This window comes from Pseudomonas mandelii (genome assembly GCF_006438925.1).
GTDB lineage: Bacteria > Pseudomonadota > Gammaproteobacteria > Pseudomonadales > Pseudomonadaceae > Aquipseudomonas > Aquipseudomonas mandelii_C.
In genome coordinates, this window is record NZ_RCZA01000022.1 from 22,854 (window position 1) to 46,728 (window position 23,875).

General features: G+C 58.6%; 25 protein-coding genes. 13 read left to right on the forward strand and 12 right to left on the reverse strand.

The window, feature by feature from the left end:
* Positions 1-32: 32 nt before the first annotated feature.
* The 4 genes from EAH74_RS31105 to EAH74_RS31120 are packed head-to-tail and all read right to left on the reverse strand — an operon-like array spanning position 33 to position 3,912.
* Positions 33-1,085 carry an extracellular solute-binding protein gene (locus EAH74_RS31105; protein ID WP_140684043.1) on the reverse strand — a complete coding sequence of 351 codons (1,053 nt, stop codon included), beginning with the start codon at positions 1,083-1,085 and terminating at the stop codon, positions 33-35.
* Positions 1,086-1,122: 37 nt separating this feature from the next.
* The gene (locus tag EAH74_RS31110; protein ID WP_140684045.1) at positions 1,123-1,911 is read right to left on the reverse strand and encodes an ABC transporter permease; all 789 of its coding nucleotides are present in this window, start codon (positions 1,909-1,911) and stop codon (positions 1,123-1,125) included.
* A complete protein-coding gene (locus EAH74_RS31115) occupies positions 1,908-2,825 on the reverse strand; it encodes an ABC transporter permease (RefSeq protein WP_140684047.1) in 918 nt (305 codons plus the stop codon). The genes EAH74_RS31110 and EAH74_RS31115 overlap by 4 nt, the downstream gene beginning before the upstream one ends.
* A gap of 1 nt (position 2,826) precedes the next feature.
* Positions 2,827-3,912, reverse strand: coding sequence for an ABC transporter ATP-binding protein (locus EAH74_RS31120; protein ID WP_140684049.1), 1,086 nt, complete (start codon positions 3,910-3,912; stop codon positions 2,827-2,829).
* Positions 3,913-4,052: 140 nt separating this feature from the next.
* On the opposite strand from EAH74_RS31120, the gene EAH74_RS31125 reads away from it, so the two are divergent.
* From EAH74_RS31125 to EAH74_RS31145, 4 genes are all read left to right on the forward strand, one after another.
* Positions 4,053-4,742 carry a GntR family transcriptional regulator gene (locus EAH74_RS31125; RefSeq protein ID WP_129443602.1) on the forward strand — a complete coding sequence of 230 codons (690 nt, stop codon included), beginning with the start codon at positions 4,053-4,055 and terminating at the stop codon, positions 4,740-4,742.
* A 329-nt stretch (positions 4,743-5,071) separates the two neighbouring features.
* Positions 5,072-7,183: a hybrid sensor histidine kinase/response regulator gene (locus tag EAH74_RS31135; protein ID WP_140684051.1), complete on the forward strand. Its 2,112-nt coding sequence runs from the start codon at positions 5,072-5,074 to the stop codon at positions 7,181-7,183.
* A gap of 151 nt (positions 7,184-7,334) precedes the next feature.
* Positions 7,335-9,968, forward strand: a complete 2,634-nt coding sequence (uvrA, locus tag EAH74_RS31140; protein WP_140684053.1) for an excinuclease ABC subunit UvrA — start codon at positions 7,335-7,337, stop codon at positions 9,966-9,968.
* A gap of 92 nt (positions 9,969-10,060) precedes the next feature.
* Complete coding sequence (locus EAH74_RS31145; protein ID WP_140684055.1) at positions 10,061-10,249, forward strand: hypothetical protein; 189 nt, start codon at positions 10,061-10,063, stop codon at positions 10,247-10,249.
* Between the two features lie 51 nt (positions 10,250-10,300).
* Here EAH74_RS31145 and EAH74_RS31150 read toward each other — a convergent pair whose 3' ends face one another.
* Positions 10,301-10,822, reverse strand: a complete 522-nt coding sequence (locus tag EAH74_RS31150) for a DUF4142 domain-containing protein (protein ID WP_140684057.1) — start codon at positions 10,820-10,822, stop codon at positions 10,301-10,303.
* 217 nt (positions 10,823-11,039) lie between these two features.
* Here EAH74_RS31150 and EAH74_RS31155 point away from each other — a divergent pair, with 217 nt between their 5' ends.
* Together EAH74_RS31155 and EAH74_RS31160 are read left to right on the forward strand one after the other, a co-directional pair.
* On the forward strand, positions 11,040-11,282 hold the full coding sequence (locus EAH74_RS31155) for a DUF465 domain-containing protein (protein WP_076030754.1): 243 nt from the start codon (positions 11,040-11,042) through the stop codon (positions 11,280-11,282).
* Positions 11,283-11,392: 110 nt separating this feature from the next.
* Entirely contained in the window at positions 11,393-11,632 is a 240-nt protein-coding gene (locus EAH74_RS31160) for a hypothetical protein (protein WP_140684059.1), read from the forward strand.
* A gap of 105 nt (positions 11,633-11,737) precedes the next feature.
* On the opposite strand, the gene EAH74_RS31165 is transcribed toward EAH74_RS31160, so the two are convergent.
* From EAH74_RS31165 to EAH74_RS31190, 6 genes are all read right to left on the reverse strand, one after another.
* Positions 11,738-12,826, reverse strand: coding sequence for an SMP-30/gluconolactonase/LRE family protein (locus EAH74_RS31165; protein WP_140684061.1), 1,089 nt, complete (start codon positions 12,824-12,826; stop codon positions 11,738-11,740).
* Positions 12,823-13,968, reverse strand: coding sequence for a sterol desaturase/SRPBCC family protein (locus EAH74_RS31170; RefSeq protein WP_140684063.1), 1,146 nt, complete (start codon positions 13,966-13,968; stop codon positions 12,823-12,825). Before EAH74_RS31170 ends, EAH74_RS31165 begins: the two co-directional genes overlap by 4 nt.
* A 106-nt stretch (positions 13,969-14,074) precedes the next feature.
* On the reverse strand, positions 14,075-14,938 hold the full coding sequence (locus EAH74_RS31175) for a LysR family transcriptional regulator (protein WP_140684065.1): 864 nt from the start codon (positions 14,936-14,938) through the stop codon (positions 14,075-14,077).
* A 234-nt stretch (positions 14,939-15,172) separates the two neighbouring features.
* A complete protein-coding gene (locus EAH74_RS31180; protein ID WP_140684076.1) occupies positions 15,173-17,020 on the reverse strand; it encodes an amidohydrolase in 1,848 nt (615 codons plus the stop codon).
* A 307-nt stretch (positions 17,021-17,327) separates the two neighbouring features.
* Complete coding sequence (locus EAH74_RS31185; protein WP_103484766.1) at positions 17,328-17,642, reverse strand: SCP2 sterol-binding domain-containing protein; 315 nt, start codon at positions 17,640-17,642, stop codon at positions 17,328-17,330.
* 64 nt (positions 17,643-17,706) lie between these two features.
* Positions 17,707-18,417, reverse strand: coding sequence for a histidine phosphatase family protein (locus EAH74_RS31190; protein ID WP_140684067.1), 711 nt, complete (start codon positions 18,415-18,417; stop codon positions 17,707-17,709).
* A 270-nt stretch (positions 18,418-18,687) separates the two neighbouring features.
* Here EAH74_RS31190 and EAH74_RS31195 point away from each other — a divergent pair, with 270 nt between their 5' ends.
* The 7 genes from EAH74_RS31195 to EAH74_RS31225 all read left to right on the forward strand — a co-directional run bounded on the left by EAH74_RS31195 (position 18,688) and on the right by EAH74_RS31225 (position 23,623).
* Complete coding sequence (locus EAH74_RS31195; RefSeq protein WP_140684069.1) at positions 18,688-20,190, forward strand: tyrosine-type recombinase/integrase; 1,503 nt, start codon at positions 18,688-18,690, stop codon at positions 20,188-20,190.
* Between the two features lie 28 nt (positions 20,191-20,218).
* Entirely contained in the window at positions 20,219-20,596 is a 378-nt protein-coding gene (locus EAH74_RS31200) for a hypothetical protein (RefSeq protein ID WP_140684071.1), read from the forward strand.
* 17 nt (positions 20,597-20,613) lie between these two features.
* Positions 20,614-20,988: a BRO-N domain-containing protein gene (locus tag EAH74_RS31205; RefSeq protein ID WP_140684072.1), complete on the forward strand. Its 375-nt coding sequence runs from the start codon at positions 20,614-20,616 to the stop codon at positions 20,986-20,988.
* 168 nt (positions 20,989-21,156) lie between these two features.
* Positions 21,157-21,663, forward strand: a complete 507-nt coding sequence (locus tag EAH74_RS31210) for an HNH endonuclease (protein ID WP_140684073.1) — start codon at positions 21,157-21,159, stop codon at positions 21,661-21,663.
* A gap of 532 nt (positions 21,664-22,195) precedes the next feature.
* Complete coding sequence (locus EAH74_RS31215) at positions 22,196-22,489, forward strand: hypothetical protein (RefSeq protein ID WP_140684074.1); 294 nt, start codon at positions 22,196-22,198, stop codon at positions 22,487-22,489.
* A gap of 201 nt (positions 22,490-22,690) precedes the next feature.
* Entirely contained in the window at positions 22,691-23,092 is a 402-nt protein-coding gene (locus tag EAH74_RS31220) for a hypothetical protein (protein WP_240050590.1), read from the forward strand.
* A gap of 60 nt (positions 23,093-23,152) precedes the next feature.
* Positions 23,153-23,623, forward strand: a complete 471-nt coding sequence (locus EAH74_RS31225) for a hypothetical protein (RefSeq protein WP_240050591.1) — start codon at positions 23,153-23,155, stop codon at positions 23,621-23,623.
* Here EAH74_RS31225 and EAH74_RS31230 read toward each other — a convergent pair.
* Positions 23,615-23,875: integrase core domain-containing protein (locus tag EAH74_RS31230; protein ID WP_140678765.1), on the reverse strand; the 261-nt coding region annotated here is incomplete at its 5' end. The two genes, EAH74_RS31225 and EAH74_RS31230, sit on opposite strands and share 9 nt — an antisense overlap.

A 23,875-nucleotide genomic window follows, 5' to 3' on the forward strand; every position in this document is an offset into this window, starting at 1 on the left:
CTTGCTCGCGATGGCCGCGCCTCGGTCTAAAGTCAGCCCTTGAGCTTCGACCAGATCCGGTCCTGCAGCTCCCGCGCCTTGTTGCTGCACTCTTTTTCCGGGCGCAGGCGCGAGGCGAACTCGTCGGGCATGTTGATCGCGTCCATCACCCGCCATTTGGCGTCGATCAGCTTGTCGCTCTGGATGCCGTTGTCGTAGGCGATGGCGTTGGACACGGCGGCGGCGTTTTCCGGCTTCATCATCCAATCGATGAAAATCTTCGCGTTGCCAGGGTGCGGGGCGCTTTTCGGTACGGCGAAGTTGTCCTGGAACATCGCCAGGCCTTCGCGTGGGTACACGTACTTGATGGTGCTTTTTTGCAACGTGGCCCGGGCGGTCGAGCCGTTCCAGTTCTGCATCATGATCACCTCACCGGAGGCCATGCGGTCGACGGTGTTGTCCGAGCTGTACATCTTCAAGTGCGGTTTCTGTTTTTGCAGCAGCTCCAGAATGCGCTTGGCGTCCTGCGGGTTTTCGCTGCATTCGTCGACGTTCAGGTAATGGCTGGCCGCGTTGATCACACTGCTGGAGGTGTCGAGGGCGGCGAGTTGGCCTTCGAGTTCCTTGCGCGGTTCGAAGAACTCTTTCCAAGAGTCATCGAGTTTGCCGCCGGGCACCCGCGCGCTGTCATAGGAAAACCCGGTAGTGCCCCACAGGTACGGGGCTGAGAACTTGCGGCCCGGGTCGAAACTCGGGTCGCGGAACGCCGGTTTGACGTACTGGAAGTTGGGCAAGGTCGACGCATCGATTTGCAGCAGCAGGTTCTGGTTGATCAACGTGCGCATGATCGACTGCGATGGCACGATCACGTCATACGCCGCGCCACCGGCCTGCAACTTGGCCAGCAGGGTTTCGTTGCTGTCGTAGCCGTCCATGGTGACCTTGATCCCGGTCTCCTTTTCGAACTTGGCCAGCAGTTCCACCGGGTAGTAGTCGGTCCAGTTGTAGAAGAACAATTCCTTGGGTTCGGCGGCCTGGGCGCTGAACGTCGTGAAGCAACTCAGGGCCAGACCGGCGACAGCGAAACGCATGCTTTTGATGCTCATAGATGTACGCTCCAGAAGTACCACGAAGGACAAAGGTTCATTGGTTTTTGCCGCGCTGTCCCAGCCAGAAGGCCAGTACCACCAGCACGATGGAAATCACCAGCGTCAGGGTCGAGATCGCGTTGATCTCCGGTGTTACCCCGGATTTGATTGCCGAGAAGATGTACACCGGCAACGTCGTCGAACCGGGGCCGGCAACGAAGAAGGTCATGATGAAATCGTCGAGGCTGACCACGAACGCCAACACCGAACCGGACAACACTGCCGGCCACAGCAGCGGCAGTGTCACCCGACGAAATACTTGCCACGGGTTGGCGTACAAATCGTTCGCCGCCTCCAGCAAGCTCTTGTCCAGGTCATTGAGCCGGGCGCGGATCGGCAGGTACGCGAAAGGAATGCAGAAGCCGATGTGCGCGACGATCACCGTCAGCAAACCGAGCTTGATCCCCAGGGCCATGAACAGCAGAAGCGTGGCGACGGCGGTGACGATCTCCGGCAGGATCAGCGGCAGGTTGATCCCGCCCTCGACCATCTTCTGTCCATAGAACGGCCGGTACGTCGCCAACGCCGCGAGCAAGGCAATGGCCGTGGCACACACCGTGGCGATGCCGGCGACGATGATCGAGTTCAGCGCCGCCGTCTGAATCGACGGGTTGGCCAGAATCCTTCCGTACCAGGCAAAGGAGAACTCGGTCCACACCGTGGCCGAACGGTTGGCGTTGAAGCTGTAGGCGATCAGCACGAAGATCGGCACGTACAGATACGCCAGGATCAACAGGCTGACTTCGCGGGTCAGGGGCAGTTTTTTCAGGTGCAGGGCGATCATGCGGTGGCTCCCCGACGCAGGGTTTTGGCGGCGCTGCGGCTGTAGAGGGCGTAAAGCACCAGGGACAGCAGCAGAATTCCCAGCAACAGGAATGACAGCGAACTGCCCAGCGGCCAGTTACGCGCGGTGCCGAACTGTTGCTGGATCAGGTTGCCGATCATCAGCGTCTTGCCGCCGCCGAGAATCGCTGGAGTGATGAAGGCGCCGAGGCTCGGCACGAACACCAGCAACGCACCGGCAATCACGCCGGGCATCGACAGCGGCAGGATGATTCGCCGCAACGCGTGCCAGCGATTGGCGCCAAGGTCGTAAGCCGCTTCCACCAGACGCCAGTCGAGTTTTTCCAGGGTCGAGTAGATCGGCAAAATCATGAACGGCAAGAAGCTGTAGACCAGCCCGACGCTGACGGCGAAGTCGTTGTAGAGCAGGGTGATGTCGCCGGCCTGCGGGAACAGCGCGTTAAGACTCTGGGCAACCCAACCGTGTTCGCGCAGGATGATCAGCCAGGCGTAGTTGCGGATCAGCAGGTTGGTCCAGAACGGAATGGTGATCAGCAACACCATGAGGTTGCGCCGCTGTGGTGTCAGGCTCGACATCCACAACGCCACTGGGAAGCCGAACAGGAAACATAGCAACGTGGTACCACCGGCCTGGAACACCGAGCGCAACAGCGCCTGGGCGTAGACCCAGTTCAGTTCCAGTTCACCGTCGAAACCTTCCTGGAAAAACAGCTGCACGTAGCTTTGCAATTGCCAGTTGGCCTGCCAGTCGACGCCGCCATACACGTTGCGCGGCAACAGGCTGATGTAGCCCATGATGCCGAGCGGAATGGCGATCAGCGCCAGCAAAGTCAGAACCACCGGGCTGAGCAACAGCGCACGGTTGAGGGCGGGAGAAGTGCTGCTGACGCTCATCTCAGGCCTCCATCAACAGGCAGGCGTGGGGCGGCAGGTTGACCGCGACGCGATCGCCGACCACCCGACCGCGGTTCAGACCTTCGTTGTTCTCGCGCAGCATGACCTTGATGTCGTTGTTCAACCGGCACTGGTAGAGGGTCGCGGTGCCGACATACAACACCGCTTCGATCACGCCGCGCAGGTGATGCGGTTGCGCCGGGTCGACCAACTGCGAGCGTTCCGGGCGGAACGCCAGTTGCACGCTGGTGCCGTCGAAGCCTTGGGCCGGGCAGGGGATTTCCACCGGCATGCCGTTCGGCACGAACAGTTTTTCGTTTTGCTGGCCGCGCTTGAGGTGGCCGGGGAGGAAGTTGATGTCGCCGATGAATTGAGCAACGAAACGGTGCTGCGGCCGTTCGTAGATATCGTTGGGTGTGCCGATTTGCAGGATCTTGCCGGCAGACATCACGGCGATTCGGTCGGACAGGGTCAGCGCTTCTTCCTGATCGTGGGTGACGAAAATGAAGGTGATCCCGGCTTCCTTCTGTACGCGCTTGAGTTCGACCTGCATTTCCTTGCGCAGCTTCAAGTCCAGCGCCGACAGCGGTTCGTCGAGCAACAGCACTTTGGGTTTCGGCGCCAGGGCCCGGGCCAGGGCTACGCGCTGCTGCTGGCCACCGGACAACTCGGCCGGTTTGCGCTGGGCCAGGTGTTGCATTTGTACCAGCGCGAGCATCTCATCGACCCGTTGCGGGATGAGCTTGCGATCAAGACCCTGCATCTCGAGGCCGAAGGCGATATTCTGCGCGACGCTCATGTGCGGAAACAGCGCGTAGCTCTGGAATACGGTGTTGACCCGGCGCTTGAACGGTGGCAAATCATTGACCGGTTCGCCCGCCAGACGAATCTCGCCTTCGCTGACCTGTTCGAAGCCGGCGATGGTGCGCAGCAGGGTGGTCTTGCCGCAGCCGGAAGGGCCGAGCAAAGTGAAGAATTCATTGTCGGCAATGTCGACTGAAACGTTGTCGAGGGCTGGAGCCAGCCCCGGATCGTCGGAATACCGCTTGGAGACGTTACGCACTTCAATCGCTGTTGGATGACCCATATTGGTGCATTCCTCTAATTATTGTATGCAATATCTGGATGCAATCTAGAAATAACCGGATTAATCTGCTCGTGCAACCCCCTTTTTCAAAGGTTGTTCATCGCCTGGGGCCGGTTGTTTAGCGCTAAAGGAGTGTTCAGATGACTGAGAAAAAACTCGAGACCACGGTCGACCGCGTCTACCAAGGGGTTTACGAGGCGATCAGCAAACGTTCATTGCGTCCCGGCATGAAGCTCGGCGAAGCGTCATTGGCCGAACTTTTTAATGTCAGCCGGACGTCGGTTCGTGCCGCGCTCAAACAGTTGGAGGCCGATGGCCTGGTCACCACCGAGCCCAACAAAGGGGCGTCGGTGTCGTTGCCCAGTGATGAGGAGATTCGCTCGCTGTTTGAAACGAGGCGTCTGATCGAGATCGGCATCGTCACTGAGCTCTGTCGTCGTCGTGATACTGCCGTGACCCAGGACCTGCGTGATCACCTGTTACTGGAGGATGAAGCGCACCGCAGTGGCGACCATGAACGGTTGATTCATCTGCTGGGTGAGTTCCATATCAAACTCGCGCAAAGCCTGAACAACCCGGTGTTGCTGGACTGGTTCCGCAAGCTGATTTCCCGCGCCTCGCTGTACGCCGCCGCGCTGGATGACGACAGTCACGAGGCCTGCCGCGACGATGAACATCTGCGGCTGATCGAGTTCATCGAAGCCGGCAACCAGAGCGCCGCGATCGAACTGACCTGCATGCATTTGAATGGCATCGAGAAGGCCATTCTCGACGTCGCCGCCACACTGAAAACCGGCTACCACCCGCTCAAGCACCTGATCGAGGTTTAACGACGAGATCCGTAGCAGCTGCCGAGCTGCGCGAGGCTGCGTTCGGCTGCGGAGCAGTCGTGAAATCAAACACCTCGGTGTGTCAGGACAAACTCGCATGCAGGGTTTACGACTGCTTCGCAGCCGAACGCAGCCTCGCGCAGCTCGGCAGCTGCTACAAGGTTCGTTCGCTGGGCAAGCTCCATTGCTGCAAAAACCTGGATGATGTCAATCAGCTAACCTCTATGAAACCATTGGCGACGGCGATGCTCGAAACAAACGGGCACGCACCGTCCTCATGCCGTTGCGATCCCTTAAGCCAGTCATCTACAGGGATACAGAGTCAGTCGATGCAGTTTCTAGAAGATAGCCATGGGTGTGCAGGCTGGAACGGTGAAATGGCCGGGCGCATCCGCGCGTTCGACTGGAGCCTGACTGAGCTTGGGAACATGGACACCTGGCCCAGAAGCCTGTGCAGCGCGGTGCAGTTGATGCTTGCGTCCCCACTGCCGATGGTGATGCTGTGGGGACGACCGGGTTACATGATCTATAACGATGCGTACTCGAAGTTTGCCGGTGGCCGCCATCCTTACCTGTTGGGCTCCCCGGTGGAACTGGGCTGGCCGGAAGTCGCCGAATTCAATCGGCAGGTGGTCGACACCTGCCTGGCCGGCGGCACCTTGTCCTATCGCAACAAAGTCCTGGAGTTGCTGCGCGACGGGATACCCGAAGACGTCTGGCTGGACCTCTATTACAGCCCCGTGGCGGATGATGACGGGAAACCGGCCGGGGTCATGGCGATGGTGGTCGAGACCACCGAGCATGTGATTTCCGAACGCCGTCGTCAGGCCGCCGAGGACGCCTATCACGCCGACAACGAACGGGTGCGCCTGGCGCTCAATGCCGGGGCTTTGCTCGGCTCGTTCGTCTGGGACATCAAGGGCAATGCGCTCTCCGGTGACGAGCGTTTCGCCCGCACCTTTTCCTACCCGCCGGAGCAAAACCTGGCCGATCTGCCAACGGACATCGCCGAAGCACGGATCCATCCCGATGACCGCAGCTGGGTGCAGGAGCAGATCAATCAATCAGTGGAAACCGGCGAACCCTTTAACGCCGAGTATCGGGTCCTGCGCCCGGATGGCAGTTATCTGTGGGTGCAGGCGAGTGGTGGCTGCGAGTTCAATGAGCAGGGCGAACCGTTCCGTTTCCCCGGGGTGTTGATCGATATCCACGAACGCAAGACCGCCGAAGAATCCTTGCTCAAGTTCACCCGCAACCTGGAGCAACGCGTTGCCGACGAAGTCGAAGCGCGGCTGGCCGCTGAAGAACAACTGCGTCAATCGCAGAAACTCGAAGCCATCGGCGGCCTCACCGGTGGCGTGGCCCATGACTTCAACAACCTGTTGCAGGTGATCGCCGGCAACCTGCACTTGTTGGCGCGGCAGGAACCGGACAACGCCAACGTGCAGCGCCGGGTCAGTGCTTCGATTGCCGCGGTCGAACGTGGCGCCAAGCTCTCTTCGCAATTGCTCGCGTTCGCCCGTCGTCAGCCATTGTCGCCAGCGGTCTGCGATCTGCGGCAGGTCTTCGATGGGCTCGGGGAATTGTTGCAGCGGGCGCTGGGGGAAACCATCCAGATCAATGTCAGCGCGGCCGAAGCCCTTTGGCACATCTACGTGGACCGCAATCAACTGGAAAACGCCATCCTCAATCTGGCGATCAATGCCCGTGATGCCATGAACGGCGAGGGGACCATTGACCTGAGCGCCGAGAACATTGCCCTTGATAGCAAGTTTTGTGCAGGCAGGGGCATCGTCGCCGGCGACTATGTCTGTGTAGCGGTGGCTGACAAGGGGGTCGGCATGTCGCCGCAGGTACTCGCACAGGCGTTCGAACCGTTTTTTACCACCAAGGCCGATGGTCAAGGCACGGGGCTGGGCCTGAGCATGGTGTTCGGTTTCGTCAAGCAGAGTGGCGGGCACATCGAGATTTCGAGCGTGGTCGGGCAGGGCACTCGGGTGCAGTTGTATTTCCCTCGCAGCCTGCGCCCGATGCTCAACGAAACGACACGCCATGACCCGCACCAGCGAGGCGGACACGAAACCATTCTGGTGGTCGAGGACAACGAGGCGGTGCGCAGCTCAGCGGTGGAGTTACTGAGCGAAGAAGGTTATCAAGTGCTGACGGCGGCCAACGGTGACGTCGCGATGCAGATGTTGCTGGATGGTGCCGTGGTAGACCTGATTTTCACCGATGTGGTCATGCCCGGCCTGATCAAAAGCTCCGACCTGGCCGCCTGGGCCAAGATGCAGACGCCGCCGCTGGCTGTGCTGTTCACCTCGGGCCACACCCGTGACATTATTTCGCGCAATCACCAGCTCAGCCCCGACACTTACTTGCTGAGCAAACCTTATGGCCCCGAGGCGCTGACCCAAATGGTTCGCACCGTCCTCAATGGCTGAACACAGACCCCTGTAGGAGCTGCCGCAGGCTGCGATCTTTTGATCTTATGGCGGTCATGACATTGCCAGGATCAAGATCAAAAGATCGCAGCCTGCGGCAGCTCCTACATTTGTATCGCGTTCATCCACATCATTCCCTTTAAGGACGCTCATGACATCCAAGCGCACCTCCAATCCTCCCTCCGGCATGGTCAGGGTGCGCGGCGCCCGGGAACACAATCTCAAAAACGTCGATGTCGACATCCCCCGGGATGCCCTGGTGGTGTTCACTGGCGTGTCCGGTTCGGGGAAATCGTCGCTGGCGTTCTCAACCCTCTACGCCGAAGCGCAACGCCGCTATTTCGAATCCGTGGCGCCTTATGCGCGGCGCCTGATCGATCAGGTCGGGGTTCCGGACGTCGACTCCATCGAAGGCTTGCCGCCAGCGGTGGCGCTCCAGCAACAACGAGGTACGCCGAGCACGCGCTCTTCGGTGGGCAGCGTGACGACGTTGTCGAGCCTGATCCGCATGCTGTACTCCCGCGCCGGCAGTTATCCGTCGGGGCAACCGATGCTCTATGCGGAAGATTTTTCGCCCAACACGCCCCAGGGCGCGTGCCCCGAATGTCATGGGTTGGGGCGGGTGTATGAAGTCACCGAAGCGTTGATGGTGCCGGCCCCGAGCCTGACCATTCGCCAGCGCGCGGTCGCCTCCTGGCCCACCGCCTGGCAGGGACAGAACCTGCGCGACATCCTGGTGACGATGGGTTACGACGTCGATAAACCCTGGCGCGATCTGCCGAAAAAACTGCGCGACTGGATTCTCTTCACCGAAGAAACGCCCACGGTGCCGGTGTATGCCGGGCTCACCCCCGAAGAAACCAAAATCGCGCTCAAACGCAACATGGAGCCGAGTTACCAGGGCACATTCACCGGTGCCCGGCGCTACATCCTGCACACCTTCAGTCATTCCCAAAGCGCGCTGATGAAGAAGCGCGTCTCGCAATTCATGCTCGGCAGCCCGTGCCCGTTGTGCGACGGCAAACGGCTCAAGCGCGAGGCGTTGTCGGTGACCTTTGCCGGTTACGACATCGGCGAACTGTCGCAGATGCCGTTGTTGCAAGTGGCCGAAGTCTTGAAACCAGTGGCCGCTCACAGCTACCTCGAACAGGCCGAGGCGGCGGGCGAAGTATTGACGCACGACCAGACCCGCGAAGCCCGCGAGCAACGAGTGGCCCACGGCGCCAGTGCTCACGCCAACGCGCCGGATGTACGCCACACACCGAACCTTTCAGTAGAGAAACGCCTGGCCGCGCAGCGGATCGCTCAGGACTTGCTGGAACGGGTCAGCACATTGACCGATCTGGGGCTCGGTTACCTGGCGCTGGAACGCAGCACGCCGACGCTGTCGTCCGGCGAATTGCAGCGTCTGCGTCTGGCGACGCAATTGGGCTCGCAGTTGTTCGGCGTGATTTACGTATTGGACGAGCCGTCGGCCGGTCTGCACCCGGCGGATGGCGAAGCATTGTTCGAAGCGCTGCAACGTCTGAAAGCCGCCGGCAACACCTTGTTCGTGGTCGAGCATGACCTGGAAACCATGCGTCGTGCTGACTGGTTGATCGACGTAGGCCCGGCGGCCGGCGAGCATGGCGGCCAAGTCCTGTACAGCGGACCGCCGCCAGGGTTGGCGCAGGTAACGAACTCGCAGACGCGCGCTTATTTGTTCGCCGAGCAGGTCACTCAACCCCAAGCCAGCCGCAAGGCGACCGATTGGCTGCGGCTCGAAGGCATCACCCGCAATAACCTGAACAACCTCAGCGTCGAGTTTCCGCTGGGGTGTTTTACCGCGGTGACGGGCGTCTCCGGCTCCGGTAAATCAAGCCTGGTCAGTCAGGCGTTGCTGGAACTGGTGGGCGCGCATCTCGGGCGCGCGGCAAGTGACAGTGAGCCGCAAGAGTTGAGCCTTGAGGACGACGCACCGCAAGTCAGCGGCGGTCAGGTCTCGGCGGGGCTGGAATCGATCAGGCGTCTGGTGCAAGTCGATCAGAAACCCATCGGCCGCACGCCACGCTCAAACCTGGCGACCTACACCGGTCTCTTCGACAACGTGCGCAAACTGTACGCCGCCACACCCGAGGCGCAGACCGAGGGTTACGACGCGGGCCAGTTCTCCTTCAACGTTGCCAAGGGGCGATGCTCGACGTGCGAAGGTGAAGGCTTTGTCAGCGTCGAGTTGCTGTTCATGCCCAGCGTCTATGCTCCGTGCTCGACCTGCCACGGCGCGCGCTACAACCCCGAGACGCTGGCAATCGTCTGGCAAGGGTTGAACATCGCCCAGGTGTTGCAGTTGACGGTGGATGAAGCGGTCACGGTGTTCTCTGAACAACCGGGTATTCGCCGCTCGCTGGAGGTGCTGCGCGATATCGGCCTGGGTTACCTGCGCCTCGGCCAGCCGGCGACCGAACTGTCGGGCGGTGAAGCCCAGCGGATCAAACTGGCCACCGAGCTGCAACGCAACCAGCGCGGGGCCACCCTGTATGTGCTCGACGAGCCCACCACCGGTTTGCACCTAAGGGATGTCGATCGCTTGCTCGAACAGTTGAATACGCTGGTGACGGCGGGGCATACGGTGATCGTCGTCGAACATGAAATGCGCGTGGTGGCGCAGAGTGACTGGGTGATCGACATCGGTCCGGGGGCGGGGGATCAGGGCGGGAAGATTGTTATTGCAGGCACACCGCAGAAGGTCGCCAAGAGTAAACAGAGCCGGACGGCGCCGTTTTTGGCCAGAACCCTTGGTCGATGATCCATCCAATGGAACGTTGCTTGCCGGGCGGCTTCGAATCTTCAAGGCCCGACTGTTTCAGCCGCGCATGTGCAGTGATGAATGAGGTACTTATGAAAGATGACAGTGATCTTGAGGAAAACGCGAAAACAGCCGAACCGGAAAGCGCAGACAAAGCGGTCGACCAGAAGCAACTCCACACCGATAACGACAACGAGTTCAGCCCGGGTTTCAAGCCGAATCCCGACCGGCCCAAACCTGGGGATGACACCGATGCCGACATCGACACCGATGGCGGCTAGTCAGGGATTGAAAAAGGCCGCATCAAATGATGCGGCCTTTTCGTGGGAGGGTTATTTGCCTGGATGAGCAGCCTGGAGTTTTTTCGCCATATCCAGATGCTTCTCCAGCGCCGGCAGCATTTTTTGCGCGAAACCTTTGAGCTCCGTGGCGCCTTTGGTTCTGTCGTCCGTCACGGTGTTGGCTTCTTTCTTGAATAGCTCAATGGTGTCTTCATGGGCCTTCACCTGATTGTTGGCGTAGGCCGCATCGAAGGATTCATCGCGTAAGTCGAGGATTTTCTCTTTCGCCTGTTTGACCAGCGTCGTGCTGTCCGGCACCTTGATGTCATGCTTTTTCGCCAGCGCCGCCAGTTCATCGTTGGCCTTGGAGTGGTCGGTGATCATCATGTTGGCGAATGCCTTGATGTCCGCCGATGAACTTTTTTCCAGGGCCAGTCGGCTCGTTTCGACTTCCGCGATACCGCCCGCGGCCGCGCTGTCGACGAAGTCATTGGAAGTGGCAGCGAAAGCCGCGCCCATGCTGGCGCTCAAGGCAACGGCCAACGTGAGGTGGCGCAGGGTAAATCCGTCCATTGGTTATTCTCCACACAGGTTTTCATGGGCGATCAAGTGATCGTTAACGTGTGGATGCCGACGAGTGGACAAAGGTTTTATTGCGTTTGCGCCATGGCGACGAACGGGCACCGCTGGTCTGATAGGCGGTCGACAGAACCGGCTAACCAAGGCCATTCTGATAGTTGGTGAACGCCATTGATCGCGTTTGCCTCCGATCAACAAACGGAGGTGTTCCATGCCGGTGCCACACGACCTTTATCAGGATCTCAAACTTTCAAAGGAAGATATCCAGCAAAAACGCACCAAGGATCCATTACTGGATTCACTGATCAACAAGTATTCGCAGGCGGACGCCGAGGTCGTAAAGGCCGAAACCGCCAAATCGGATGCGCCCAGCGATGACGCATTGAAGAAACTCAAGGAGAAGCGCGTGCAGGTTAAGCAAAAGATCGTTGATCGGCTCCAGACGCCGTCCTGACGCGCCCTGTCTGGTCATCGACAATCGGTGACTGAAAAATTGGAACGGCGATAAATACCGGCACCTCGAATGAATAGAGTCCGAATTTACGGCTCCATGCGAGGTGCCTCATGAATCCAAAATTCCCCAGTGAAGAACAGGGTGGCTACGATCCCATCCCGACACATCCCGAACCCCTGAGTCCAGGACGCACCACGATCAATCCCGAAGATGAGCCGGGCATCGACGAACTGCCCGACAATGAAGGCGCGCGCCCGCTGGACGAGGATGACTCCACCGCCATGGACCCGGAAAGGGTGCTTGAGGAAACGGATAATGCGGTACGCGATGGCGAAGTGGATCCGCGCTAAACCACGATCAAAAGATCGCAGCCTCCGGCAGCTCCTACAGGTGTACGCGGAATCAATGTAGGAGCTGCCGAAGGTTCGGGCCGCGTTCGGACGATCTTTTGTTTTTTACTGCAGCGCAGTACTCAACGGCAATCGCACCATGTTTTTCGCCTTCAACGACCCGAAGTACAACCAATCGCCATACTCGCGAACGGTAGTGATCGGCGAGTAGTTGTCGCGGCTACCGTCCTGCAAGTTGGCGATGACTTTACCGTCCAGATCCAGCCCCAGCGCAAAGGCGCGTTTCTCCACCGGTTTAGGCAGGACAGTCATGGCTCGCACGATCATCTTGCGCACGAATGGATGCGGCGCGGTGGCATCGAGCAGTGCGTTACGTGGTGCATAAAGTGCCACCCAGAAGCGGTCGCGACCATTGAACGCGAGGTTGTCCGGCAACCCTGGCAAGTTTTCGATGAATAGATCGTGGGTACCGGCCTTGGGCCCGCTCAGCCAGTAACGACTGATGCGATAGGCGCCCGTTTCGTTGACCAACACAAAGGCATCGTCCGGGCCCAGGGTCACGCCGTTGGCGAATTCCAGCTTATCCAACAGGACCGCGGTTTTGCCGGTCTGGAAGTCATAACGCAGCAAGCGGCCATCGCCGCCGTGCTCGATGATCGCTTCGCCGTCACTGCCGTAGCCAAAGCGGCTGGAGGCATCACTGAAATAGGCGTAGTGCCCGGATTTGTCGATCGCCACGTCGTCGGTGAAGCTGAAGGGCACGCCGTTGGCCGCCGTGGTCAATGGAATCAACCGGCCCTGGGCATCCAGTGACAGCAAGCCCTTGACCCCGTCGGCAATCACCAGCAGACCATTGGGATGGCGGGCCAGGCCCAAGGGTCTACCGCCCGTATCGGCCAGAACCTTGGTGACCTTGCCGTCGAGGCTGGTACGGATCAATCGGCCGTCATGCAAACCCGTGATGAGGACGTCTTCCTCCAGCAGCAACGCTTCCGGTCCGTCGATATCAGCGGCGCCGACGCGCTCCACGCCTTTTAAACGCTGATTGTCGGCGTAGATGCCGCTGGTGAGGGAAGGCGCCGGTGGCGGTGTCCAGGCCACCGGTTGAACCTTGGTCGGCATCAGCAGCAGGAAGGCGCCGATGGCAACGATCACCAGCAACGCCACATGACGAAACTTGACGGTTCGACTCATGCGCTGACTCCTGCCGGGGCCAATTGTTTTTGCGCCATCTCACGCAACGCCAGCATCGATGCCGCCGACTCACGATCGATGCGCCGCTTGAGCAGCAGTCGATTGGCAATGCGCATCGCCAGGCCGCTGAACCGATACTCCAGGGTGCGGACGAAGCGTGTGCCATCGCCCCGGGCCGCGCACTCGTAAGTCACCACTAAAGACAACCCGTGATCGTCATGGCCCCAGGCACTCCAGCGGCGTCCTGGCAGGTATTCGTTAACCTCCCAGTGCAAGTGTCCCTCACGCCCGCCCGCCTTGATGTCTTCCTCAAACCGCCCCCCGGCATGCGCCGGACCGCTCTGGCCATCGACCTTGAGGGACGAAGGATGCCACTCCGGCCAACGGGTCACGGTGCTGGCGTAGGCGAGCACGTCAATCGGGTCTCCAGCAATGTCGATCTGATGCTGCATGCAGGTCATGGGCATTCTCGTCGGGTGCAGGTCGATCGGCTCCGGTTCCCAATAGAGGGTGCCGAACAGGTAATCCATCAGCGGAAAAACGATATTGAAATTGCGTTCCTGCATCAGCTCACGACGGTGATGCAGTTCATGCAGGCGGCGCATCTGGCGGATCCACGGCAACCATGTGACGGGGTTCTCGGGTGGCAGGTGCTCGCAGGCATGGAACACTTCATAGGTCAGGTAGCCGAGGACCAGGCAGCCTCCGAACAACCCGGCGACGTTGGCATCGAACTGCTCAAGCAGCCACCAGACGGGCAGGGTGATGACGACCGTGTGCAACACGATCAGCCAGGCTGGAAACAGAATCACCCGCCAGTCCCGGGCAGTGTCGTAGGTCATGTGGCCGGGGGCGAAAAAGCTGTGATGGTCGCCGGCATGGCGAGCATAGAACATTCGAGCGAAGTTCTTTTTGTGATGCCCCAAGTGCCGATGGACCCAGTACACGCCGAAGTTGAAAAACAACAACGTCAACGGCACTGCCAGCCATTCCAGTGGATGAACCTGATGCACGGTGCTCCAGAATCCGCCGATGGCCAGCACCCCGAACAGCAGCACAAAAGCGCCGTGCAGCCATGGGTTGTAGAGCGGATGAATAGCAGCGCGGTAGCGGGTGCGGAAAGCTTCGGTGGTCTGCCTCACTGCAATCACCTGTAATTATTGTTATCTCCAGCAGATTAGACGATCCCGGCGTTTTGGCTGGCCAAACCTTGAGGACGCAACCGCTATGCTCCGGTGCAAGCCGGATTCAGGTCAGCGGGTTCCAGCGTTGCGACCAGTCATCGTCGGATTTGATCACTTCGCGCAGCAGGTCGAAGGCTTGTTGCAGGGTCGCCGAGTCGCGGTCGCGGGAGTAAACCAGATAGGTCGGGTAGCTGAATTCCGGGGCTTTGGGCACTTGCTCCAGCACACCGCTTTCCAGATAGCTCTGGACCACCCGGGTGCGGAAGTAGCCGCTGCCGCCGTTTTCCAGAATGTACTGCAAACCCAGTGGGCCGAGGTTGAAGCTCAACGCAGCTTTGGCTTTTTCCGGCAGGGCCGCATCGTGCTGACGGCGGAAGTCCGGGCCCCAGTCGATGTACACGTAGGGATCGGGTCTTGCGGCCAGGCGGATGAGGACCAGTTTTTCTTCCAGCACCTGTTCGACTTGCAGGCGCGGCCAATACTCGGGCTGGTAAACCAGCGCCGCATCCAGAACCCCCAGTTCCAGTTGGCGCAGCAGGTTTTCACCGTCACGGATTTCCATGCGCAGGGCGTGGCTGGGAATCTTCTCGCGCAGCGCGCCGGCCCAACTGAGCATCAGCGGGTTGCACAGACTGACCTCGCCACCGATGTGCAGCACGTCGCGGTAACCCTCGGGCAACGGCAAGTCCCGGCGCGCCGCTTCCCAGGTTTCGACCAGTTGATTGGCGTAAACCACGAAGGCTTCACCGTTAGGCGTCAGACGGGCACCGGCGCGGTTGCGCACTAACAACGTACTTCCTAGCTGGCTTTCGAGTTTCTGCACGCGCGCAGTGATCGCGGTCTGGGTGACATGGAGTTTTTCAGCCGCCGCGGCAAGGCTGCCGTGGCGGACGATTTCCAGAAAGGTGCGGGCGAGATCGATGTCCATGGGGCGGCCGGTACAGGAGGTGCAGGCATTGTAAACGGATACCGCCGGATCAGTTCATGTAGCAGCTGGCGAAGCCTGCGTTCGGCTGCGTAGCAGTCGTAAAATCCGCACATACGGTGTGTCAGGAAGACCGTGCAGCAGGATTCACGACTGCTGCGCAGCCGAACGCAGCCTTCGGCAGCTGCTACAGGGATCGAGGAGCTGCCGCAGGCTGCGATCTTTTAGCGGTTCATTTCAAAACGCAAAACACGAACAACCAAACGCTCCCCAGAAACCGGCGAAATCACTGACCGGTGCGGACGACAGTCTCGCTCTCTCGTGACTATGCGCATGCACCGCGCAAGCCCCGACGCATTGATGAACTTGTGCCGTCAGCGGCGCCAGGGGTTTCCAATGGCCCGGTACTTTGGCCACCGGCGACCACTCAGGCACCACCGGAACTGGAGGTGGCCCGAGTTTTTCAAATTCGACGCTGCCGTAGACGATCTTGCCGTCGACGATGGTCAGGACTGATTCGATCCATTTGACGGCTTCATCCTCGATGTGGAAATAGTCCGCCGACAGCGCAATCAAGTCCGCCAATTGTCCGACCTTGATCTGTCCTTTTTTGCCTTGCTCGGAGGAAAACCAGGCGCTGCCGTGGGTGAAGAGTTCCAGCGCGGTATCGCGGCTCAAGCCTTGCGGGTACAGCGCCAGACCTCCGACGGTGCGACCGCTGACCAGCCAGTACAGCGAAGTCCAGGGGTTGTAGCTGGACACGCGCGTGGCATCGGTGCCGGCGCCGACCGGAATGCCTTCGGCCAACATACGAGCAATGGGCGGCGTGGCTTCGGCAGCCTTGGCGCCGTAACGGTCGACGAAATATTCGCCCTGGAATGCCATGCGGTCCTGGATCGCGATGCCACCGCCGAGGGCTTTGACTCGTTCGATGTTTTGCGGGGTGATGGTTTCTGCGTGGTCGAAGAACCACGGCAAACCGTCGAACGGAATGTCGCGATTGACCTTCTCGAACACGTCGAGCATGCGGCTGATGGATTCGTTGTACGTGGCGTGCAGACGGAACGGCCAGCGCTGCTCCACCAGATGGCGGACCACCGGTTCCAGTTCCTGTTCCATGGTTTGCGGCAGGTCTGGGCGGGGTTCGAGGAAGTCTTCGAAATCGGCCGCCGAGAACACCAGCATTTCCCCGGCACCGTTGTGCCGAAGAAAATCGTCGCCCTGACCGTAGTGGGTGGTGCTGGTCCAGTTTTTGAAGTCGGTCAGCTCTTCCTTGGGTTTTTGCGTGAACAGGTTGTAGGCGATACGCACCGTGAGTTGTTGGTCTTTGGCCAGTTGCTGGATGACTTGATAGTCATCTGGATAATTCTGATAACCGCCGCCGGCATCGATGGCGCTGGTGACACCCAGGCGATTGAGTTCACGCATGAATTGGCGGGTGGAGTTGACCTGGTATTCCAGCGGCAGTTTCGGCCCCTTGGCCAGGGTCGAGTAGAGAATCATCGCGTTGGGGCGGGCGATCAGCATGCCCGTCGGGTCGCCATTGCTATCGCGCTGGATTTCACCACCCGGCGGGTTCGGCGTGTCACGGGTATACCCGACCACCTTCAACGCGGCGCGGTTGAGCAGTGCACGATCATAGAGGTGCAGGACGAATACCGGGGTGTCTGGCGCGGCCTTGTTCAGTTCATCAATCGTCGGCAGGCGTTTTTCGGCGAACTGGAATTCGTTCCAGCCACCGACCACCCGCACCCATTGCGGCGTGGGTGTGCGATCGGCTTGATCCTTGAGCATGCGCAGCGCATCGACCAGTGAAGGGACGCCTTCCCAGCGCAGTTCGAGGTTGTAGTTGAGGCCACCACGAATCAGGTGCAGGTGCGAGTCGTTGAGACCGGGAATCACCGTGCGACCGTGCAGGTCGATAATCTGTGTGCCAGGGCCTTGCAGGGCCATGGCCTGGGCATCGCTGCCGACCACCACGAAGCGTCCATCCTTGATCGCGACGGCGCTGGCTTGAGGTTTTTTGCGGTCGACGGTGTGCAGGCGTCCGTTGTACAGGATGAGGTCGGCGGGGGCGTCGGGCATGGTTTTACTCTCTGCGATTAGCGGGCTGATCCAGGCACCGACGGCGCCTGCCGAAAGGCCTTGCAGTACACGGCGGCGGTTGAATCCGTCGTGGTCGTCAGGTGGGCTCATGGGCAGTGCTCCGCACAAAGGCTCTTCATAAAAAAGCGAAGGCAAACAGCCGATGTCTGACGCATGCGGCCAGAAGGAATATAGACGGCAAATCCACAGGTAGCCGTTTTCCGATGGCGAAAAACGACGAATCCCGCCTCGAAGGGCGGGATTCGTTTGTAGCCAGACGTGCTCCCCAAGACCGGGAGCCGCTGTCTTAGCTCGGGAACAGCTCGGACAGTTTCATGGCCAGCATCATGTCGCCTTCAGCGCGCAGTTTGCCGCCCATGAACGCTTGCATACCGTCAGTCGAACCGTCGACGATGCCTTCCAGGGTTTCGCCGTCCATCACCAGAGTCACCTGGGCGTTCGGGTTTTCGCCTTCCTGGAGCTCGCAGGTGCTGTCCTTGACGATCAGCGAGAAGTTCTTGGTGTCGTCGATGCGGAAACCGAATACCAGGTCCAGACCGGCAGCAGCGGCTGGGTTGAACTTGGCTTTCATTGCTTGTACGGCATCAGCTACGGAGGTCATGGTTCGATCCTTTCTTGGGTAATTAGAGCTGGGTGAATACAGCCAGGGTCACAATAGTCCGGACTCAGCGAAACGTGATGAGTTCCGGGGTCTTCAACAGTTGCAGGTGCGCATGACTGTTGAAAGAAGACAGAGCTACCTCACGACCGCGAAACTTCAGCAGGTTGAGCGAGGTGTTGACGATTTGCCAGTTCAGTTCAAACGCCTGCCTGGCAGGCATTTGCGTAATGAGATGGAGCAGGGCCGTGATTGTGCCGCCGGAGGTGAACACGGCGATTTTCTGGGTGTTGTCGGCGCTTTCGAGGATTCGCTGCAAACCGGCCTGCACCCGTTCGACAAACCCCAGCCAGCTTTCCAGGCCCGGTGTGTCATAGGTGCCGGCGAGCCAGCGTTCGATAATCAGGGCGAAGATTCGCTGGAACTCACCGCGGTTTTGCGCGGCATTGCGCAGGATGTGCAGCGCTTCGGGTTCGTCCGGTAACATGGCCGGCAGCAGCGCGCGGATCACCGCATCGGCGTCAAACTCATTGAAAGCGGAATCGATTTCCAGGACAGGAACCGGCAGGCCTGCGGCAGCGAACTGTTCCAGTGCACTGTTGGCCGTGTGCTGTTGGCGGCGCAGATCGCCCGAAAGGCAGCGATCGAAGCTGATACCCAGCTCGGCGAGGTGCTGGCCGAGGACTTCTGCCTGGCGAACACCGGTCGGCGACAGGACGTCATAGTCGTCTGCACCAAAGGAGGCCTGGCCATGTCGAATCAAATAGATACTGCCCACGTCCGCTTCATCCCGCTACGTTGAAGGTTCGGCGAGGTTATGAGGATGACGGTGAGCTGTCAATGAAAAAACATACGCTTGTTTGAAATGCCCGTTACAGGCTGGTTGCCAAAGGTTTCACGGCTGGCCGCCGACGCGGCGCATGGGTATGCTGGAGGTATCCCGCGCGCGTTTATGCAGCGCATCGTATTAAAGGAGTCCCTGTGGAGTTTTTTGCCAACTGGGGCGCAACGAAGGTCAAACCCAAGCAGGACAAGGGCGCGACCAATAATGACCTCCTATACCAAGGCACCAACTGTTAGAACCCTGTTAGAACTCGCCACGCCATGGGTCTACCGCAGGCAAGGCCGTTACACTCTCCGCATTCGCCCACTGGGCTCTAAAGTTACCTGCACGCTCTCCCTCAAGACGATCCATAGGCAAACCGCTGTGACCATCGCTAAGCACCTGCTGACCACGCTCAGAACCTTCCATCTCGATCAGCCTGAGGCCACTTGGGATCAACTCCGCGAGCGCCTCAAGGAGATCGCTGAGGGTGCCTTGGCGACTGGCTCCGCTTGGGACCCTTACGATCCAGTGAGCGCCTCACCAGCTTATGGCGGCATGGGGTTGGTCTATTCAGACATCCGTAGGGACCTCGACGAGATTGCCTGTACGGTGCCCTTGAACTCCGATCAGGCCAAGGCGGTGATGATGGGGACAAGGATCATGGCTGCCGCTGAAGAGCGAACTCATGGAAGCCTTGGAGAGATCGTTGAGATCATCGAAGAGATGAAGCACGCGAGTGACGTGCCTCTTCCTGTGTCCCTATCTGTATTAGGGTCCGAAGGGGCTCCTCAAGGTCTCGACAATCTGATCACACCTGTCCACACCTTCGAGTATCTCTCCGCGCTCTACATGACCGAACGTAAGGACGACCTCACCGGCTCCACACTGAAGAACCTCAGGGCGTCTTGCGGGACAATCAGCGGGCTCCTTGGTGACTTGGACTTGAAGATCCACACACGGGCTCACATGCTGGCCTTGAGGGATGGTCTGAAGGCGGGTCGCAAAGTCTCCACGGTCAACAAGATCCTTACTCACCTCACGACTATTATGGGATGGGCTGAGGCCAACGCCTATATCGACAAGGCTTTCGTCCAGAAGCTGCAAATCCTCAAGGGCTCTGAGAGTCAGCGTAAGGAATTCTCACCGGCTCAAGTGGCTGCGCTGATGGATTACGCGAACAAGCTCCCTGCTACCGATTGGAAGCGCTGGGCGCTGAGCATTGGCGTGGTCTCTGGGGCTCGCATTGGCGAGATCTACCAGTTGACCTCGAAGGACATCATTGAGGCCCAAGGCTTGCTGGTCATGGACATAAACACCAATGACGGGAAGACCATCAAGAACAAATTCAGTGTCCGTAAGGTGCCCTTGGTGGCTGCCTATGGGCTGGACTTGGAGGCGCTCAAGGCATTCGCTGAGGCTGCCGGTGGTGCTAATCACACCGATGGGAAGCTCTTCAAGCGGTCCTCAAGTGGCTTCACGTCCATTCTCAATCAGTTGACCCGTGATGTGCTGGGCACCGAGACCAATACCGGGCTGTCTTTCCACTCGCTTCGTCACTCCATGTCGGGGCGTCTCAAGGCCGCTGAGGTGCCGTTGGGTATCTCTCAGGAGATCACCGGGCATAGCTCTGGGTCGATCACGTATGATCTTTATGGTGCCGCTGGGGCTGTGCAATTGGGTCGTATGGCTACGGCGCTCAAGGAGGCGTTTTCAATGGCCAAGTGATATCATCAGGGTTTCGAATGGAGGCTCTATGAGAAACCTTGATCTATACGGAATTGCGAAGGTAAACAAGGAACTGCACGAACGGGCCGTGGTGGTAGACAGGATCTTATCCCTTGGTGAGAAAACAGCCCGCATCATGGCTTGGCAATGTTTTGTTCAGGACCAAATCAAACTGGACGATAGCAACGAGCGGACCGCTAACCTTGCTCGAATGAAGCGTGGAGAAGCCATTGAGGCTTATTGGGAGACAGGCGAGGAAATGGACACTGACTCTGATACTTTCGTCTCTCACTTCTTCGATGAGCTTGGAGTTATCAATCGAAAGGTCACAAAGAATAGCGTACAGATCATCTTCTATGTATTCGTGGCGCTTGGCCTGTTCGGTCTTTACAAGCTGTTTTTCTAATTGAAAAGCGCATCTTTATGGGCATCGAGTTGGATGTCCTCGTGGGTCACCCTGAGCACGACCTGTTGTTTGTGGCGGTACAAGTGGCCCGAGCGGCTGGCCTGAAGAACCCGAGTCAGCAAGTGAGTCGGCATGCTGGCTACTCTGGCATCGCCGGGGCACTGGCACTGGGGTCTATACCAAATGTAGAGACCTTGCCAAAGCTGCCTAACATGCAGCCACGCTCTTGGGTCTTCACTGAGGCTGCAACCTACCAGATGCTCCTAAGGGGCCACGCGCCAGCCTCTGAGCCCTTCCGCCGCTGGGTCACTGAGGAAGTCCTCCCGACCATCCGCAAGACCGGCAAGTACAACGCTGAGGAGTCCACGAACCCGGCGGTACTGCGTACCTGATCGCGCTCCTATGTGAAATCCAATCGACTCGCTGGGTCCTGGCCTTGCTCCGTGAGCGTAGGCGCGTGCTTGTTCATGACTTTGTGATCCATTCTGGTCATTCCTGAGACGGTTTATTTTGTCCTCACTATTGAGAGACACCCAACCAAAACTCAGGAGGGCCCCACTATGATCAGCTTCACCGCAATGCCATCCCTTACCGACCTTCAGGTCCGCTATAAGATCGACCCAGAGAGCCCGTCGGGCTTGTCCCGTACCAAAGCTACAACAGGCCGCAATGGCAAAGTTGGTCCTGTCGTGAGCATCGGCAGCGATGGTTACTACCGTATGCAGTTCAACGGTCAGTTCTATCGGACCCACCGAGTCATCTATTACATGCACACTGGAATCGACCCGGCTGAACTTGTTGTCGATCACCGTGATGGTGACTGCCGAAATAACAATGTCGAGAACCTTCGTGCCTGTACCCAGCAAGAAAACAAATGGAATTCCAAGAGGTACGCAAAGTCATCCGATCTTCCAAAAGGAATCTCCAAGTTGCCTAACGGTTGGTTTCGAGTTCAAGTGTCGATCAACGGTGAACCTCAGGTTGCCCATCTGGCTAATATGAGGGCTGCCCAGGACTATCTGAAAACCAGACGTAAGGAATCACACGGAGAATTCGCAAGGGCTTGAGAGATTCAAGGCTAAGACTTTTGTGCCACTGTCAATATGGTGGCACTTTGGTTTATTAGACCCTCACTATTGGGAGACACCACAGAAACCAAAAATAAATTTCTCTGTGGCTCTTCCAGATTCCTACCGGGTTCCCTTGTGGACCCGACCAGCGACAACTGAGACGACCAGTGCGACCGCCCTTCATGGGAGGCACGCCAAGCGCTCAACAGTCCCCGGTAAGCAGACCATCAGCGTCTGGCTCCAGTAGGAAGGAGCGCAGCTTGATATTGTCACTCATTAGTCGAAGTCCATGGAGGACGCCGCAGAGAGACCTTGCACGGGATTGGGGCCACCGTGTATTGCTCAAGTTGCAAGGGGCCTTTAACTTAAAGATCTTAAAGATTACTCATTGAGTAACTCCATCATTATTGTCTTTAATTAAATCTTTATCCTTTATCTTTAAGTTTCTCTTAAGTTCATCTCTAAGTTAGGGATTGGTCTGGCGACCATGATAATCCCTATTCTCTCAGTCCATCTCTAAGGAGGCCCTATGCGCTACCACTTCAAGTTAGATGGTCTCAGCTCAGCCGATGCTGATCGTCTGTTGTCTATCGAAGCGGCCATGTTGAATGGTCGTACCCGTCTCGCAGTGTTCGACTTGAAGAACCTCAACGTATTCTCCAGCCAAGACCCCGAGAAAGCTAAGGCATTCGTGTCGAGCAGGCTTGGAGCGTACCTCATGGAGCCCCTTGAGTCCCTATTGGCTGCTACCGGTCTCGACTTGCTCAGCCTCTACCATGCCGTCCGTGGCGTCCCTGTGATCCTCACCGCTCGTCCCCAGTAACACCCGACCGTCGCCACGGTTGTCCTTTCGATGTCCTTCAGGCTTGCCATGTCCTGATCAAGCATCAGCCACACCACCCAATCAAGAACCTATTCGTCAGTCTTGGAAGATGCCCACGCGGCTCAATCCTTGCCGTCTTGTCGTGCGCGTCTATGGCGCCAAGGCTGAACGAATGGGTCACCTCATAGGAGATCCAACACCATGAAAATCACCATCACCATCACCAACGTCCTGAAGAATGAAGTCACCGTGTCCGGCCAGACCATGAGCCGTGAGTACGTCGAGAGCATCATGCTGCCGTTACTAATGGCTCAGTGTGGCCGCAATAACAGCGCTAAGTTCGAGATCGTTAAGGTCTTCGATGAGGCTGGTCTGTCGCTCTCAGCGACTCTCGAAGTCGCCCGTGAGTACCGCCAAGACCAGCACGCTAAGGCAACTGAGAGAGCACGTCAGCAACGTGAGGCCAACGCCCATGCTGAGCGGCTCCGTGAAGCTACGCCCCGTGAGCTGGCCCAAGCGAAGGCCGATAGAGAAGCCCGAGCGGCTGCCATTCGTGAACAAGGCGACCGTGTCCGTGCTGCCTCTCGTAACTCTGGCTGGTAGTAACTACGAAGTAGCCCAGTCCTCGCCATCACCCACTTTCTAATTCAGGAGAACCATCCCATGAAACTGCATAACCAATACATCGCCCCAACCAAAGACAACGTTAAGCACCTGACCTCGACCTTCGGCAATAGCAGCACTATCCAATTCTCTACCGGCAACATCCGTCCTGAAGACTTGGCAGCCACCGATGTGTCCGTCTACGTGGAAGCCCTGACCGAGGGTCTCAGCGAGTACCTCAACGGTGACGAATGGCGCGAAGAGGCCGCTGAGAGAACCCCTTGCGAGTTCCGTCCGGCTGGCTCTAATGCCTCAGGTCAACAAATCATCACCATGGCTGATCGCTCGGTCACTTTTGACCCTCGCAAGAACTGGGACAACCAGACCATCTCGAAGGGCGCAGTCCTGGCCGGGTCTGTGATCTTCACCGAGCCCACCGATAAAGCCTTGGTCATCAGCCACCGCTTCACCATCCTCGACCACACTGGACTTGCCCCTACCAAACCGGACACCAACTCCCCGTTAAATTGATGCTGCCGCCAAGCGCCTGAACTCCCTCGGTGAGCGATAGTTCAAGGCGCTGTGCGGATGCTGCTCGTTGTAATGCTCGAAGGCAATGGCCAAGTTGCGCAGTGCCGTTTCGCGATCCGGCTTAGGCATGTGCGCCACGTAATCACGCTTGATCGTCTTCACAAAGCTCTCGGCCATGCCGTTGCTCTGCGGGCTGCGCACAGGTGTGGTTACCGGCTGCAAACCGATCTGCCGAGCAAACAGGCGTGTCTG

Excerpts from the sequence above, each read along its gene's own strand:
- EAH74_RS31105 (WP_140684043.1), bottom strand. The coding sequence starts at position 1,085 with ATGAGCATCAAAAGCATGCGTTTCGCTGTCGCCGGTCTGGCCCTGAGT.
- EAH74_RS31110 (WP_140684045.1), bottom strand. The coding sequence starts at position 1,911 with ATGATCGCCCTGCACCTGAAAAAACTGCCCCTGACCCGCGAAGTCAGC.
- EAH74_RS31115 (WP_140684047.1), bottom strand. The coding sequence starts at position 2,825 with ATGAGCGTCAGCAGCACTTCTCCCGCCCTCAACCGTGCGCTGTTGCTC.
- EAH74_RS31120 (WP_140684049.1), bottom strand. The coding sequence starts at position 3,912 with ATGGGTCATCCAACAGCGATTGAAGTGCGTAACGTCTCCAAGCGGTAT.
- EAH74_RS31125 (WP_129443602.1), top strand. The coding sequence starts at position 4,053 with ATGACTGAGAAAAAACTCGAGACCACGGTCGACCGCGTCTACCAAGGG.
- EAH74_RS31135 (WP_140684051.1), top strand. The coding sequence starts at position 5,072 with ATGCAGTTTCTAGAAGATAGCCATGGGTGTGCAGGCTGGAACGGTGAA.
- uvrA (WP_140684053.1), top strand. The coding sequence starts at position 7,335 with ATGACATCCAAGCGCACCTCCAATCCTCCCTCCGGCATGGTCAGGGTG.
- EAH74_RS31145 (WP_140684055.1), top strand. The coding sequence starts at position 10,061 with ATGAAAGATGACAGTGATCTTGAGGAAAACGCGAAAACAGCCGAACCG.
- EAH74_RS31150 (WP_140684057.1), bottom strand. The coding sequence starts at position 10,822 with ATGGACGGATTTACCCTGCGCCACCTCACGTTGGCCGTTGCCTTGAGC.
- EAH74_RS31155 (WP_076030754.1), top strand. The coding sequence starts at position 11,040 with ATGCCGGTGCCACACGACCTTTATCAGGATCTCAAACTTTCAAAGGAA.
- EAH74_RS31160 (WP_140684059.1), top strand. The coding sequence starts at position 11,393 with ATGAATCCAAAATTCCCCAGTGAAGAACAGGGTGGCTACGATCCCATC.
- EAH74_RS31165 (WP_140684061.1), bottom strand. The coding sequence starts at position 12,826 with ATGAGTCGAACCGTCAAGTTTCGTCATGTGGCGTTGCTGGTGATCGTT.
- EAH74_RS31175 (WP_140684065.1), bottom strand. The coding sequence starts at position 14,938 with ATGGACATCGATCTCGCCCGCACCTTTCTGGAAATCGTCCGCCACGGC.
- EAH74_RS31180 (WP_140684076.1), bottom strand. The coding sequence starts at position 17,020 with ATGCCCGACGCCCCCGCCGACCTCATCCTGTACAACGGACGCCTGCAC.
- EAH74_RS31185 (WP_103484766.1), bottom strand. The coding sequence starts at position 17,642 with ATGACCTCCGTAGCTGATGCCGTACAAGCAATGAAAGCCAAGTTCAAC.
- EAH74_RS31195 (WP_140684069.1), top strand. The coding sequence starts at position 18,688 with ATGACCTCCTATACCAAGGCACCAACTGTTAGAACCCTGTTAGAACTC.
- EAH74_RS31200 (WP_140684071.1), top strand. The coding sequence starts at position 20,219 with ATGAGAAACCTTGATCTATACGGAATTGCGAAGGTAAACAAGGAACTG.
- EAH74_RS31205 (WP_140684072.1), top strand. The coding sequence starts at position 20,614 with ATGGGCATCGAGTTGGATGTCCTCGTGGGTCACCCTGAGCACGACCTG.
- EAH74_RS31210 (WP_140684073.1), top strand. The coding sequence starts at position 21,157 with ATGATCAGCTTCACCGCAATGCCATCCCTTACCGACCTTCAGGTCCGC.
- EAH74_RS31215 (WP_140684074.1), top strand. The coding sequence starts at position 22,196 with ATGCGCTACCACTTCAAGTTAGATGGTCTCAGCTCAGCCGATGCTGAT.
- EAH74_RS31220 (WP_240050590.1), top strand. The coding sequence starts at position 22,691 with ATGAAAATCACCATCACCATCACCAACGTCCTGAAGAATGAAGTCACC.
- EAH74_RS31225 (WP_240050591.1), top strand. The coding sequence starts at position 23,153 with ATGAAACTGCATAACCAATACATCGCCCCAACCAAAGACAACGTTAAG.